Source organism: Bradyrhizobium sp. BR14999 (assembly GCF_056106085.1).
The window spans coordinates 112,771-127,318 of the sequence record NZ_CM148536.1; the positions used below are offsets into that span (position 1 = coordinate 112,771).

Here is a 14,548-nt window from a genome sequence, read left to right on the forward strand (position 1 = left end):
CCCAAATGAGGGGCCGTTGTTGCATACCAACCGTGGCTGAAAGGTGAATTTTGAGGAAAATCTGCTCGGTGTCATTCCGGGTCTGGTCCTTCGGGCCATCCCGGAATGACGGGGATCTAGCCCGCAAATATCCGGTAGCGGCGCGGTTCGAGCCCGATCGTGTCGCCGGCGCGCAGTTCCCTGTCGCGGGGTGCGTCGATCTCGATGGTCTCGCCGCCTGACAGCGCGACCTCGGCGCGCTGCACGGGGCCGAAATTGCGGACATGCTGAACCGCGCCCTCGAAGGCGCCGGAGCCGGGCGGGCCGACCAGCATGTCATGTCGCCGCACGAACAGTTTTGACGCGCCAGGCGCAAGCCCATCCGCAGCAAGCCGCAGCGGCCGGTCGCCAAGCCTGATCACGCCGCCGCCCACTTCGACCGGGAGCTCGATGCATTCGCCGATGAAGCCGTGGACGAAGGCGGTCGCCGGGCTTTCATAGACGTCGTCGGGCGAGCCGATCTGCTCGATCCGGCCCTTGTCCATCACCACGACGCGATTGGCGACCTCAAGCGCCTCCTCTTGGTCGTGGGTGACGAAGATCGAGGTGACGTTGATCTCGTGGTGCAGCGAGCGCAGCCATCGGCGCAGCTCTTTGCGCACCTTGGCATCGAGCGCACCGAAGGGCTCATCGAGCAAGAGGATGCGCGGCTCGATCGCGAGGGCGCGGGCGAGCGCGATGCGCTGGCGCTGACCGCCGGAAAGCTGGCTCGGATAGCGGTCGGCGAGCCAGTCGAGCTGCACGAGATCGAGCAGCTCCTTCACCCGCGCACGGATCGTGGCCTCGTCTTTCCGGACAGCGCGTGGCTGCACGCGCAGGCCGAAGGCGACGTTCTCGAACACGGTCATGTGGCGGAATAGCGCGTAGTGCTGGAACACGAAGCCCACATGCCGTTCGCGCGCGCCCTGCGCCAGCGCGTCCTCGCCGTTGAAGGAGACGTCGCCAGCGTCGGGCCAGTCGAGGCCGGCGATGATCCGCAGCAGCGTGGTCTTGCCGGAGCCTGATGGCCCGAGCAGCGCGACCAGCTCGCCATTGTCGACCTTGAGATCGACGCCGTCGAGGGCTTTGAAGCTGCCGAACTTCTTGACGAGATTCCTGACTTCAATGGTCACGGGCGTCTTGTCCTTCGTCCAGATGACGTTCGAGAACAGTTTTTGCGATCAGCGTGATCAGCGCCAGCATCGCCAGCAGCGAGGCGATCGCGAAGGCGGCGACGAACTGGTACTCGTTGTAGAGGATCTCGACCAGGAGCGGCATGGTGTTGGTCTCGCCGCGGATGTGACCGGAAACGACCGAGACCGCGCCGAACTCACCCATCGCGCGCGCGTTACAGAGCAGCACGCCATAGAGCACGCCCCATTTGATGTTCGGCAGCGTGACGCGGAAGAAGGTTTGCAGGCCCGAGGCGCCGAGCGAGATCGCCGCTTCCTCCTCCTGCGTGCCCTGCTCCTGCATCAGCGGGATCAGCGCGCGCGCCACGAAGGGGAAGGTCACGAAGGTGGTGGCGAGCGCAATGCCGGGCACCGCGAACAGGATCTGGATGTCGTGCTCGCGCAGCCAGGTACCGAAATAGCCCTGCGCGCCGAACAGCAGCACGAAGACTAGGCCCGAGATCACCGGGCTCACCGAGAACGGCAGGTCGATCAGCGTGATCAGGAAGGTCTTGCCCTTGAAGTCGAACTTGGCGATGGCCCAGGCCGCGATGAGACCAAAGACAAGATTGAGGCCGACCGAGATCGCGGCGACCAGCAGCGTCAGCCTGATCGCAGCCAGCGCCTCCGGCTCGGCCAGCGCGGCGAGATAGGCGAGGATTCCTTTCGAGAACGCCTGGGCGAACACCACGACGAGCGGCAGCACGACGAAGACGGTGAGGAAGATCATCGCCAGCGCGATGATGGTGATGCGCACCGCCCTGGGTTCGGTACGCAGGCTGTCGCGCGCCGCGGCCGCATGCGCGCGTGCGCGCGCATCGGGCGAGACCAGCGAAGCGGATTCTGCGATCTGCAACGTCATCGCATCCCCCTCAACGCTCCGGGATCCGGCTCCGCGCCCAGCGCTGGAGCCGGTTGACGGCAAAGATGATGACGAAGGAGACGACGAGCATGACCACCGCGATCGCGGTCGCGTCGGCGTAGCGGAATTCGGACAGCCGGATCACAATCAGCAGCGGCGCGATCTCGGAGACATTGGGCAGATTGCCGGCGATGAAGATCACCGAGCCATATTCACCGACCGCACGCGCGAAGGCGAGCGCAAGGCCGGTGAGCAGCGCCGGTGCGAGCGACGGCAGGATCACGCGGATAATGGTCTGCCAGCGGTTGGCGCCCAGGCTGCCCGCGGCCTCCTCGATCTCGGGGTCGAGATCCTGGAGCACCGGCTGCACCGTGCGCACCACGAAGGGAATGCCGATGAAGATCATGGCGACGAAGATGCCGACCGGCGTGAACGCGACCTTGATGCCGAGCGCCGCGAGTGGCGCCCCTAACCAGCCCTTCTCGGCGAACAGCGCGGTCAACGCGACGCCGGCGACCGCGGTGGGGAGCGCGAAGGGCACGTCGACGATGGCATCGAACAGCCGCCGGCCGGGAAAGCGATAGCGCACCAGCGCCCAGACGATGATGCTGCCCATCACCAGATTGACGCAGGCCGCGGCGAAGGCGAGGCCAAAGGAGACGCGGAGCGCGTTCAGCGTGCGGCGGCTGGAAACGATGTTCCAGAACTGTTCCGGGCTCAGCTCGAGCGATCTCAGGAACAGACCGGCGAGCGGAATCAGGATGATGACGGACAGCCAGGAAAGCGTCAGTCCCATGGTGAGACCGAAGCCCGGCAATGTCCGGCGTCGTACTGCGAGTGCGCTCACCAGGCCCCCTGCTAAAAGCCCCCTAAAGACAACGCCCGATCAGTTCTTGTAGATCTGATCAAAGACGCCGCCGTCTGCAAAATGTTCCCGCTGCGCCTTGGTCCAGCCGCCAAAGACGTCGTCGATCGTGAACAGCTCGACCTTGGCGAAGGCGCTTTCGTGCTTCTTGGCGATTTCGGGATCGCGCGGGCGGTAGAAATTGCGCGCGGCGATCTCCTGCCCCTCTTTGGTGTACCAATATTGGAGATAGGCATCGGCGGCGTTGCGGGTGCCTTTTTTGTCGGCAACCTTGTCGACGATGGCGACCGGGGGTTCGGCGAGAATAGATTGCGGCGGCGCCACGATCTCGAACTTGTTCGCGCCGAACTCCTTCAGCGCGAGGAACGCCTCGTTCTCCCAGGCGAGCAACACGTCGCCGACGCCGCGCTCGACGAAGGTCACGGTGGCGCCACGTGCGCCGGTATCGAGCACCGGCACCTGCTGATAAAGCCTTCCGATGAAGTCCTTGGCCTTGTCGGCCGAGCCGAACTTCTTCTGCGCAAAACCCCACGCCGCGAGATAATTCCAGCGCGCGCCACCTGATGTCTTCGGGTTCGGCGTGATCACGGCGACGCCCGGCTTGATCAAATCGTCCCAGTCCTTGATGGCCTTGGGGTTGCCCTTGCGCACCAGGAAGACGATGGTCGAGGTATAGGGTGATGAATTCTGCGGCAGCCGCTTCTGCCAATCGGCTGTGGTGAGGCCCTTGGCGGCGATGGCGTCGATGTCATAGGCGAGCGCGAGCGTCACCACATCGGCCTGCAATCCGTCGATCACCGCGCGCGCCTGCGAACCACTGCCGCCATGCGACTGCTTGATCTCGACGCTCTTGCCGGTTTCCTTCTGATAGGCGTTCGCGAACGCCTTATTGAATTCGGCATAGAGCTCGCGCGTCGGATCGTACGACACGTTCAGCAGATTGATGTCAGCGGCGAGAGCCGAGCTTGCCCAGAGAAGTCCTGCAGCGAGCGGAACGATACGGCGCATCATGTCCATCTCCATTCACTTCGGTGACGTCGGTGTCAGCGAAGGCGTGCAGGCATAACTCGGGTCGAAACGCTCTTAAGTCAACGGAACCGGATTTTCTTGTTCGCAGCGTGGCAGCGTAACCGTGCTACGAAGCCTTCATCGTGTGAATGCCGCATTCTGTCTTGGCCCGGCCGCGCCAGCGACCGGCGCGAGAGTCCTCGCCTTCGGCCGTTCTGCTCGTGCAAGGCATACACCCAACCGACAGGAAACCGGAGGCGACAAGAGGGTGACGCGGCAATTTGGCGCGGACGAACATTGCCTCGAGTTCCTCGCGCGAGACATTGGCGAAGGGATTGAACTTCAACCGTGCGCCGTCGTCCTCGACGACCGGAATGTCGGCGCGTGCGTTGCCCTGGAAACGCTTGCGGCCGTTGAGCCAGGCAGAGAACGGCTTGAGCGCACGCGCCAGCGGCTCCACCTTGCGGATGCGGCAGCAGGCGTCGGGATCGGAGAACCAGAGGTCGCGGTCGGGATCGTCGCGCGATAGTGTTTCCTCGGCCGGCTTGATCGAACGGACGTCCTTCAGGCCCAGCGTCGCGATCAAAGTGTCGCGATAGGCGAGCGTCTCTTCGAACAACCAGCCAGTGTCGAGAAAGATCACCGGGATCGCCGGGTCGACGTCCGCCATCACCTTGAGCAGCGTCGCCGATTCCGTACCGAAGGACGACACCAGCGCGAGCTTGTCGCGGCCGACCGTCCTCAGCGCCGCGGCGATGACCTCCGCGGGCGAGGCATCGCGTAAGCTCCGATCGAGCTCGTCCGCCGGGGGCAGCGCAGAGATGGACGAAACCTGAGGCGCGATCGCGTTCACGTGCCGACACCTTCGGAATGGCGCAACTGCATGCGCCGGTGCAGCGCCGTGATGCGGCCGTCGCCGGTCGGCTGGTAGAACACCGAATAGCGCTTGGCGGTCTGCATGAAGGCTTCCGCGTCGGCCTGCTTTTTGACCTCGAAGGCATCGAAGCCGGCGCGCAGCATGAATACGAACTGGTCGCGCAGCACCTGGCCGGTGGCACGCAATTCGCCGCGGTAATTGTAGCGCTCGCGCAGCAGCCGGGCCTGGCTGTAGGCACGGCCGTCGCGGAAAGTCGGAAACACCAGCGCGACCGTGGCGACCTTGCCGAGATAGGGCACGAGCTCGGCGATGTCGCGATTGTTGGGCCAGATCACGCCGACCTTGCCGGCGCGCTTGAGCAGGCCTTCCGCCTCACCGAGGAAACGTTCGGCCGGCACCAGGATGTCGCCGCTCTCGGGCAGCGGCGTATCGACGGCAAGCTTGACGAAGCTGTCGTCGACGATCTTTCCGCCGTTAACGAGTGGCATAGACGCGCTCCTTGAAGGGTTCGACGCCGAGGCGTTTCACCGTGTCCATGAACAGCTCTTCGGGCCGCTCGCGCAGCGCCAGATAAGCTTCCACGATGTCCTCGACGACGTCGGCGACCTCGTCGAACTTCACGCCCGGGCCGATCAGGGTGCCGAGCGCTGCGTTCTCGTCGGCGCGGCCGCCGATGGTGATCTGGTAGACCTCCTCGCCATTCTTCTCGACGCCGAGAATGCCGATGTGGCCGACATGGTGATGGCCACAGGCATTGATGCAGCCGGAGATGTTGATGTGAAGACGGCCGATCAGGTTGGCGAGCTCGTGATTGGCGAACCGCCGCGTCAGCTCCTGCGCAATCGGGATCGAGCGCGCATTCGCCAGCGAGCAATAGTCGAGACCCGGGCAGGCGATGATGTCGGTGATCAGATTGACGTTGGGCGTCGCCAGCCCAAGCTTGTCGAGCGCTTTCCAGAGCGCCGGCAGGTCGCGCTTGGCAACGTGCGGCAGCGCCAGGTTCTGCTCGTGGCCGACGCGAATCTCGCCGAAGGAATATTTGTCGGCGAGGTCGGCCAGCGCGTCCATCTGCTCAGCGGTAGCATCACCCGGAGGCCCACCGGTCGGCTTCAGCGAGATCGTGACGATCGAATAGCCCTGCACCTTGTGCGGGGCCACCGAGTTCTTGCGCCACGCCTCGAAATCCGGATCGGCCGCGGCCTGCCGCAGCTCGTCCGGCATGTGCGGCAGCTTCTCGTAGGCGGGATAGGTGAAGCGCGAACGGATGTCCTCGATCACCTCGTCGTCGATCTGGAGCGAGGAACTGCGGATGTGCTGCCACTCGTCCTCGACCTCGCGGGAGAATTTTTCGATGCCGAGCTCGTGCACCAGGATTTTGATGCGCGCCTTGTAGATGTTGTCGCGGCGGCCGTACTGATTGTAGACGCGCAGGATCGCCTCGATATAGCTGAGGATGTCGCGGCCATGCACGAAGTGCTTGATGGTCTTGGCGATGAACGGCGTGCGGCCGAGGCCACCTCCGACCAGCACTTCGAAGCCGGTCTCGCCCTTCTCATTCTTGATCAGCCGGAGGCCGATGTCGTGGATCTTGATCGCGGCGCGGTCGTGATCGGACGCGGTGATCGCGATCTTGAACTTGCGCGGCAGGAACGAGAATTCCGGATGCAGCGTGGTGTGCTGGCGGATCAGCTCCGACCAGATGCGGGGATCCTCGATCTCACCGGGCGCGACGCCGGCCCACTGGTCCGAGGTGACGTTGCGCATGTTGTTGCCGGAGGTCTGCATCGCGTGGATGCCGACCTTGGCGAGATCGGCCAGCGCATCCGGCAGCTCGGCGAGCTTGATCCAGTTGAACTGGATGTTCTGCCGCGTGGTGAAATGGCCATAGCCGCGGTCATATTTGCGCGCGACATGAGCGAGCGCCCGCAGCTGGTTGGTCGCCAACGTGCCGTAGGGGATCGCGACCCGGAACATGTAGGCGTGCAGCTGCAGATAGACGCCGTTCTGGAGCCGCAGGATCTTGAACTCGTCCTCGGTGAGCTCGCCGGAGAGGCGCCGCTTCACCTGGTCGCGGAACTCCGAGACGCGCTCGTTGACGAGCGTGCGGTCGATTTCGTCGTAAGCATACATAAGAAAGCGCCTTAAACCTGGGCCGGCTGTCCGATGGTGACGCCGGTGCGGCGGATCTGTTCGCGCAGATTGCCGGGCTGGACCTTGCCGTCCGCACCGATCTGCACCGGCGCGATATAGGGACCGATCGCGCCGACGTCATCGGCGACGGACTCAGCAAGCAACGCCTTCGCCTCGTCGGAGTTGCGCACGATCGCGGCTTCCGACAGGTCCGCGGACCAGCCCTTGACGGCGGTGCGATAGACCACGATGCCGTCCCAGGTGCGGTTGGCGGTCACGACCGAGGGGCCGGCGATTTTGATCTTCTTCTGTTCAAGCGGGGAGGTCATTCGGCTGCATCCAGGAGGTCAGAGATGATTAGGTTGGGAGTTTGGCGGCGAAGCGAGCCGGCATGCCGGACCACCTCGCCGATGATGAGAATGGCAGGACCGCCATTGGTCCGCCGCACGAGCTCGGGCAGGTCGCGGAGCGTGCCGATCGCGCCTTGCGCATCGGGGCGCGTGACGCGGGCGAACACCCCGACCGGGGTTTCCGGCGAACGGCCGGCAGCGAAGAGGCCGGCGCGTATGGCGGGCGCGGCGGTCGTGCCCATGTAGACGACGACGGTCATCTTGGTGTCGGTCAGCGTCGACCAGTCCACGACTTCCGCATCGCGCGCCTTGTGCGCAGTGAGGAAGGTGATGCGGGTTGCTTCATGACGGTAGGTGAGCGGCACTTCGAAATCGGCGGCACCGCCGATACCTGCCGTGATACCGGGAATGATCGAATAGGCGATGCCGGCGGCACGCAAGGCTTCCATCTCTTCGCCGCCGCGGCCGAACACGAAGGGATCGCCGCCTTTCAGCCGCACCACGCGCTGGCCGGATTGCGCGGCCTCGATCATGCGCTTGTTGATGGCATCCTGGCCGATGCCGGGCTTGCCGACACGGCGGCCGACGGCAACGCGCGTGGTATCGCGGCGGATGCGGTCGAGAATTTCAGGCGAGACCAACTCGTCATGAAAGACGATATCGGCATCCTGCAGCGCGCGCAGCGCCTTGATGGTGAGGAGATCGGGATCGCCGGGCCCGGCGCCGACCAGCGCGACCGAGCCTTCCGGCTTGTCGGCGCGCGCGAAGGCGGAGGGATCAGCAATAGCCTTGAGCGCCGCATCCGCTTCGCTCTTGCGATCGGCGAGCACGGCAGCGCCGATCGGCCCGTCGATGACGCGCTCCCAGAAGCGGCGACGCAGCGGAAATTCGGCGATGCGCTCGTTGATGGATTTGCGGAAGCCGCCGATGAATTCGGCGAGCTCGCCGATGCGGGCCGGCAGCAGCGCCTCGATCTTCTCGCGCACGCGCCGCGCCACCACCGGCGAGGTGCCGCCGGTGCCGACCGCAACCACGACATCGCCGCGATCGACGATCGCCGGGAAGATGAAGCTGGAATGTTCGAGATCGTCCATCACGTTGACGGGCAGGCCCAACGCCTTGGCGCGAACCGACATCGCGACACCGACATCACCCGCACCCGCGCAGACGACAGCGATGACGCCGGAGAGATCGGCTGCCAGCGGATCATCAGATGCGAATTCAACGCGTGCGGCGTCCTCGGAGCTGAGGCTCAGATCATGATCGCCATCGATCGCATGCACGCGGATGCGCGCGCCGGCAGCAGCGAGCACGCGCAGCTTGGCGCGCAAAAGCTCACCCGCGCCGATGAGGACCACCGGACCGGTCTTGATATCGAGAAACACCGGCAAGAACCGCATGTGATACCCGCTTCCCCACAAACGGGGTTGACTGGAATTATTTTCTATATATGTCTCGTTTCGAGCGCGCAAAGAGAAAATTTTTTCTTCTCTTCCGCACTGCAACTATAGAATTTTCGCCTCCAAACGCAAAGTGGCAGAGATGCATCTTCTCAAGGACGATTCCGCTGCTGATCGACTGAGCAATCCGGCACTGGCTGAACGCGTGCGCGCGCAAGAATTTTCTGCCGAGCTTGCCCCAAGCATGGATCATCTCGACCAGCTCGAGGCGCAGAGCATCTACATCTTCCGCGAGGCCTTCGCACGGCTGAAGAAGATCGCCCTGCTGTGGTCGCTCGGCAAGGACTCCAACGTGATGATCTGGCTGGCGCGGAAAGCCTTCTTCGGCAAGATGCCGTTCCCGGCCCTTCATGTCGACACCGGCAAGAAGTTTTCGGAGATGTATCGCTTCCGCGATCATTACGGCAAAGAGTGGGACCTCGATTTGCGCGTCGAGCCCTGCCCGCCGATCGATGCCGTCGATCCGACATTGCCGCCGGCCGCGCGTTCCGCCGCGCGCAAGACCGAAGGTCTCAAGATGGCGCTCGCCAAGTATGGCTTTGACGGCCTGATCGCCGGCATTCGCCGCGATGAGGAGGCGACGCGCGCCAAGGAGCGCGTGTTCTCGCCGCGCGGACTGGAAGGCAATTGGGACGTGCGCGATCAGCCGCCGGAGTTCTGGGATCATTTCAATGCCTCGCCGCCGCAAGGCGCGCATTTGCGCATCCACCCGATCCTGCATTGGACCGAGGCCGACATCTGGGCCTACACCAAGCGCGAGAACATCCCGATCATTCCGCTGTACCTCGCCAAGGACGGCAAGCGCTATCGCTCGCTGGGCGATCAGGACATCACCAATCCGGTCGCTTCGACCGCCGTCAGCATCGACGAAATCCTGATCGAGCTCGAACAGACCAAAGTGCCGGAGCGCGCCGGGCGCGCGCTCGACCACGAGACCGAGGACGCTTTCGAGCGCCTGCGCGTCGCCGGCTATCTCTGACTCCCAAGGACGCGAGCGTCGCATGAACATGATCGTCACCACGGCTTCGCCGGCCACTCCGAATGGCACCACGCGTCCGCAAGTGCGCATCGTCATCGTCGGCCATGTCGACCACGGCAAGTCGACGCTGGTCGGCCGCCTCCTGCACGAGACCGGCAGCCTGCCCGACGGCAAGCTCGAAATGCTCAAGGCCGTCAGCGCACGGCGCGGCATGCCGTTCGAATGGTCGTTCCTGCTCGACGCACTCCAGACCGAGCGCGACCAGGGCATCACCATCGACACCACGCAGATCCGCTTCCGCACCAATTCGCGCGACATCGTGCTGATCGATGCACCCGGCCATGCGGAATTCCTGCGCAACATGATCACCGGCGCCTCGCAGGCCGACGGCGCGGTGCTGATCATCGACGCGCTCGAAGGCGTGCGCGACCAGACGAGGCGGCACGGCTATCTGCTGCATCTCTTGGGCGTGAAGCAGGTTGCGGTCGTCGTCAACAAGATGGACCGCGTCGATTTCTCCGCTGAGCGCTTCAAGGACATCAGCGACGAGATCTCGGCGCATCTCAACGGCCTCGGCGTGAGGCCCACGGCCGTGATCCCGATTTCCGCGCGCGACGGCGACGGCGTCGCGCAGCGCACCGACCGGATCGGCTGGTACAAGGGCCCGACGGTGGTCGAAGCGCTCGACGCCCTCGAGCCGGCGCGGCCGCTGGAGACGCTGGCGCTGCGGCTGCCGGTGCAGGCGATCTACAAGTTCGACGACCGCCGCATCGTCGCGGGCCGCATCGAATCCGGCAGCCTGATTGCGGGCGACGAGATCGTGATCATGCCGGCCGGCAAGATCGCCAAGATCAAGACGGTCGAGAGCTGGCCGGTGACACCGGTCGCGGGCCGGCAGGGCGCCGGCCGCTCGGTCGGCATCACGCTCGACCGCGAATTGTTCATCGAGCGCGGCGACATCATCGCGCATGCCGGCACCGCACCGCGCGAGACGCGCCGTCTGCGCGCGCGCATCTTCTGGCTGCACGACAAGCCGCTCGCCAAGGGCGATCAGCTCCTGGTCCGCTGCGGGCCGAAGGAAAGCCGCGCCACCGTGGTGGCGATCGAGAAGGCGGTCGATCCCGGCGAGCTCGAAAGCAGCGAGAACAAGGCGATCGGCCGCAACCATGTCGGCGAGATCGACATTTCGCTTTCGAATCCGATCGCAACGGATCCCTACACCGAGAACCCGCGCACCGGACGTCTCGTGATCGAGGTGTCCGGGCGCATCGCCGGCGGCGGCCTCGTGCTGTCGGTTGATGCCGGTCAGCGCGCCGTGCCGGTCGACATCGTGCCGGTGGAATCGGCGCTGCGCTCTGACGAGCGCTCCGCGCGCTACCGCCACAACGGTGCCGTGGTCTGGCTCACGGGTCTGCCCGCCTCCGGCAAGTCGACCTTGGCCAAGGCGCTGGAGCGACGGCTGTTCACCAATGGCGGCTCGCCGATCCTGCTCGACGGCGACACGCTGCGCGCCGGGCTCAACAGCGATCTCGGCTTCACCGCCAGTGATCGCAGCGAGAACATCCGCCGCCTTGCGGAAGTCGCGACGCACCTCGCCCGCAACGGCCACATCGCCATCGTCGCCGCGGTCTCGCCGGCGCGCGAGGACCGCGCCACTGCGCGCCGGATCGCCGACACTGCGTTCCGCGAAATCCATGTCGCGACGCCTGCGGGCGTGTGCGAGGAGCGCGACCCCAAGGGCCACTACAAGAAGGCCCGCGCCGGCGCACTCACCTCGTTCACCGGCATCGGCAACGACTACGAGGCGCCGCAGGCGGCCGAGCTCGTGATCGATACGTCGGCACGGACCGTCGCCGATGCCGCCGACGAGATCGAGCGCATGCTGAAGACCACCGGCGTGCTGTTCGACGAAGTCGTGGACCTCGCCGCGAATATTTGAGTCGCCGACCATCGCGCCACATCATCGGTGTCGTCCCGGCCTAGCGCGCAATTGCGCGCGGGGGGCCGGGACCCATACCGCGTGATCTTTCGGTGGGATGAGGTGCGAGTCCCGAACTACTAATCTTCGCCAAATTTCTCGCTGTGGTTATGGGTCCCGGCCCCCGCGCGCAATTGCGCGCTAGGCCGGGACGACGCCGGGGAGAGATCGCGCCCATTGCTTGGCATTTGACGTCTAGGTGCGGCCCCCGCCCGCCCGCCGGCCTATCTTGACATTTTGACAACCCCCTAGGGGTCTTCTCACGGCCTTGATTTTGGGGCTAATAGGCCCCCGAAAGCCGCCTCCTATGGGCGCATTTTGCTGCTGTCGGGTCAAAAGCAGCCAAAAACAGCCATTTCCAACAAGAAAGCCCATCATGAAACGCGTCGATGCCCACGGATTGAAGATCGCTCCCGTCCTGTTCGATTTCATCGCCAAGGAAGCGGCCCCGAAAACAGGGATCGCGCCGGATGCGTTCTGGGCCGGGCTTGCCGGCATCATCAAGGAGCTGGGGCCGAAGAACCGGTCGTTGCTCGCATTCCGCGACACGCTGCAGGCCAAGATCGACGATTGGCACCGCGCCAACAAGGGCAAGGCGTTCGACCTCAACGCCTATACCGCCTTCCTGAAGGAGATCGGCTATCTCGTCCCGGAGCCGGCGACGCAGAAGGTCGAGACGGCCAATGTCGACGAGGAGATCGGCAAGATCTGCGGCCCGCAGCTCGTCGTGCCGCTCACCAATGCGCGCTATGCGCTGAATGCGGCGAATGCGCGCTGGGGCTCGCTCTACGACGCCTTCTACGGCACCGACGCCATTCCGCATGATCCTTCCGAGAGCGGCAAGGGCTACAACAAGGCGCGCGGCGACAAGGTGATCGCCAAGGCCAAGGCATTCCTCGATACCGCCGTGCCGCTGGCGACCGGCAGCCACACCGACGTCACCGCCTATAGCGTCGTCGCGGGCCAGCTCGCGGTGAAGCTGAAGAGCGGCAATGCCACCGCGCTGAAGAACGCGGCGCAGTTCGCGGGCTTCCAGGGCGATGCGGCCGCTCCGTCCGCCGTGCTGCTCGTCAACAACGGCCTACATGTCGAGGTCAAGATCGACCGCAGCAGCGCGATCGGGAAGGACGATCCGGCCGGCGTCGCCGACATGATCATGGAGGCCGCGGTCTCCACCATCCTCGACATGGAGGACTCCGTCGCCGCAGTCGATGCCGAGGACAAGGTGCTGGTCTACCGCAACACGCTCGGCCTGATGAACGGCACGCTGTCGGCCGATTTCGAGAAGGGCGGCAAGACGCTGACGCGCTCGCTGAACGCCGACCGCAGCTACAAGACGCCGGATGGCAAAAGCGAGCTCAAGCTGCACGGCCGCAGCCTGCTCCTGATGCGCAATTGCGGTCACCACATGTTCACCGACGCGGTGCTGGACGAGAAGGGCGAGGAGATTCCCGAGGGCCTGTTAGACGCCGCCGTGTCGGGCCTGCTCGCCATTCACGACCTCAAGGGCAATTCCAAGGTCAAGAATAGCCGCACGGGATCTGCCTATATCGTCAAGCCGAAGATGCACGGCCCCGACGAGGTGTCGCTGACCTGCGAGATCTTCGACCGCGTGGAGAAGTTGCTGGGCTTGCCCGAGAACACGCTCAAGGTCGGTATCATGGACGAGGAGCGGCGCACCACCGTCAACCTCAAGGCCTGCATCCAGCGCGCCTCCAAGCGCATCATGTTCATCAACACCGGCTTCCTCGACCGCACCGGCGACGAGATCCACACCTCGATGGAAGCGGGCCCGATGATCCGCAAGAACGAGATGAAGGCGCAGGCCTGGATCAAGGCCTATGAGGACTGGAACGTCGACATGGGCCTGATCGACGGCCTTCCCGGGCACGCCCAGATCGGCAAGGGCATGTGGGCCGCGCCTGACAAGATGGCGGACATGCTGGCGCAGAAGCTTAGCCATCCGCAGGCCGGCGCCACCACCGCCTGGGTGCCCTCGCCGACCGCCGCGACGCTGCACGCGCTGCACTACCACCAGGTCAACGTCATCGCGCGCCAAGAGGAACTGACCAAGGGCGGACCGCGCGCAAAGCTCTCGGACATCCTCACCATCCCGGTGTCGAAGTCGAACTGGGCGCCTGACGACGTCAGGCAGGAGATCGACAACAACTGCCAGGGCATCCTCGGCTATGTCGTGCGCTGGATCGATCAGGGCGTCGGCTGCTCGAAGGTGCCCGACATCCACGATGTCGGCCTGATGGAAGACCGCGCTACTTTACGCATCTCCAGCCAGCATCTCGCCAACTGGCTGCACCAGGGCGTCATCACCGAAGCGCAGGTGATGGAGTCCCTGAAGCGCATGGCCGCCGTCGTCGACAAGCAGAACGCGGGCGATCCAATCTACAAGCCGATGGCGCCCGCCTTCGACGGCGTCGCCTTCAAGGCGGCCTGCGACCTCATCTTCAAGGGCCGCGAGCAGCCGAACGGCTACACCGAGTACATCCTCACCGCCCGCCGCCGCGAGGCGAAGGCAGCGGGTTAAATAGCCTCAGTTCGAACGGCGAAACGTCGCGGCGCGCAGCGGAACGGCTGCGCGCCGCTTGCGTTGTAGGCCATCAACGCGATGGAGATGGTCATGGACTGGAATCGCATCGAAGGAAACTGGAAGCAGTTCAAGGGCTCGGCCAAGGAGAAATGGGGCAAGCTCACTGACGACGACCTCCGATTGATCGAGGGGCGTCGCGAGCAGCTCGAGGGCCAACTCCAGGAACGTTACGGCAAGGCCAAGGACCAGGTTCGTCAGGACGTCGACGACTGGCTCAAGTCGCTGCATTGAGGCAACACGAAAC

General features: G+C 64.6%; 13 protein-coding genes. 4 read left to right on the forward strand and 9 right to left on the reverse strand.

Annotation, left to right across the window (positions count from 1 at the left end):
- Nucleotides 1–116: 116 nt before the first annotated feature.
- The 9 genes from ACR9YP_RS00520 to cysG all read right to left on the reverse strand — a co-directional run bounded on the left by ACR9YP_RS00520 (nucleotide 117) and on the right by cysG (nucleotide 8,682).
- A complete protein-coding gene (locus ACR9YP_RS00520) occupies nucleotides 117–1,151 on the reverse strand; it encodes a sulfate/molybdate ABC transporter ATP-binding protein (RefSeq protein ID WP_438104654.1) in 1,035 nt (344 codons plus the stop codon).
- Nucleotides 1,141–2,052 (reverse strand): sulfate ABC transporter permease subunit CysW, encoded by a 912-nt coding sequence (gene cysW / locus ACR9YP_RS00525; RefSeq protein ID WP_438104652.1) that lies wholly within the window; start codon nucleotides 2,050–2,052, stop codon nucleotides 1,141–1,143. Before cysW ends, ACR9YP_RS00520 begins: the two co-directional genes overlap by 11 nt.
- Before the next feature lie 10 nt (nucleotides 2,053–2,062).
- A complete protein-coding gene (gene cysT, locus ACR9YP_RS00530; RefSeq protein WP_438104650.1) occupies nucleotides 2,063–2,899 on the reverse strand; it encodes a sulfate ABC transporter permease subunit CysT in 837 nt (278 codons plus the stop codon).
- A 39-nt stretch (nucleotides 2,900–2,938) separates the two neighbouring features.
- Complete coding sequence (locus tag ACR9YP_RS00535) at nucleotides 2,939–3,940, reverse strand: sulfate ABC transporter substrate-binding protein (protein WP_438104648.1); 1,002 nt, start codon at nucleotides 3,938–3,940, stop codon at nucleotides 2,939–2,941.
- Nucleotides 3,941–4,052: 112 nt separating this feature from the next.
- Nucleotides 4,053–4,778, reverse strand: a complete 726-nt coding sequence (locus tag ACR9YP_RS00540; RefSeq protein ID WP_474218802.1) for a phosphoadenylyl-sulfate reductase — start codon at nucleotides 4,776–4,778, stop codon at nucleotides 4,053–4,055.
- Nucleotides 4,775–5,290: a DUF934 domain-containing protein gene (locus tag ACR9YP_RS00545; protein WP_438104645.1), complete on the reverse strand. Its 516-nt coding sequence runs from the start codon at nucleotides 5,288–5,290 to the stop codon at nucleotides 4,775–4,777. The genes ACR9YP_RS00540 and ACR9YP_RS00545 overlap by 4 nt, the downstream gene beginning before the upstream one ends.
- Entirely contained in the window at nucleotides 5,277–6,932 is a 1,656-nt protein-coding gene (locus tag ACR9YP_RS00550) for a nitrite/sulfite reductase (RefSeq protein ID WP_438104643.1), read from the reverse strand. Before ACR9YP_RS00550 ends, ACR9YP_RS00545 begins: the two co-directional genes overlap by 14 nt.
- 11 nt (nucleotides 6,933–6,943) lie before the next feature.
- A complete protein-coding gene (locus ACR9YP_RS00555; protein ID WP_438104641.1) occupies nucleotides 6,944–7,261 on the reverse strand; it encodes a DUF2849 domain-containing protein in 318 nt (105 codons plus the stop codon).
- Nucleotides 7,258–8,682, reverse strand: coding sequence for a siroheme synthase CysG (gene cysG, locus ACR9YP_RS00560; RefSeq protein WP_438104639.1), 1,425 nt, complete (start codon nucleotides 8,680–8,682; stop codon nucleotides 7,258–7,260). Before cysG ends, ACR9YP_RS00555 begins: the two co-directional genes overlap by 4 nt.
- Before the next feature lie 244 nt (nucleotides 8,683–8,926).
- On the opposite strand from cysG, the gene cysD reads away from it, so the two are divergent.
- The 4 genes from cysD (at nucleotide 8,927) to ACR9YP_RS00580 (ending at nucleotide 14,535) form a co-directional block, all read left to right on the forward strand.
- Complete coding sequence (gene cysD / locus ACR9YP_RS00565) at nucleotides 8,927–9,721, forward strand: sulfate adenylyltransferase subunit CysD (RefSeq protein ID WP_091882044.1); 795 nt, start codon at nucleotides 8,927–8,929, stop codon at nucleotides 9,719–9,721.
- 22 nt (nucleotides 9,722–9,743) lie between these two features.
- Entirely contained in the window at nucleotides 9,744–11,660 is a 1,917-nt protein-coding gene (gene cysC / locus ACR9YP_RS00570; RefSeq protein ID WP_438104637.1) for an adenylyl-sulfate kinase, read from the forward strand.
- A 415-nt stretch (nucleotides 11,661–12,075) separates the two neighbouring features.
- Nucleotides 12,076–14,241 carry a malate synthase G gene (locus ACR9YP_RS00575; protein WP_474218803.1) on the forward strand — a complete coding sequence of 722 codons (2,166 nt, stop codon included), beginning with the start codon at nucleotides 12,076–12,078 and terminating at the stop codon, nucleotides 14,239–14,241.
- Between the two features lie 93 nt (nucleotides 14,242–14,334).
- On the forward strand, nucleotides 14,335–14,535 hold the full coding sequence (locus ACR9YP_RS00580) for a CsbD family protein (RefSeq protein ID WP_474218804.1): 201 nt from the start codon (nucleotides 14,335–14,337) through the stop codon (nucleotides 14,533–14,535).
- The last annotated feature ends 13 nt before the right edge of the window (nucleotides 14,536–14,548 follow it).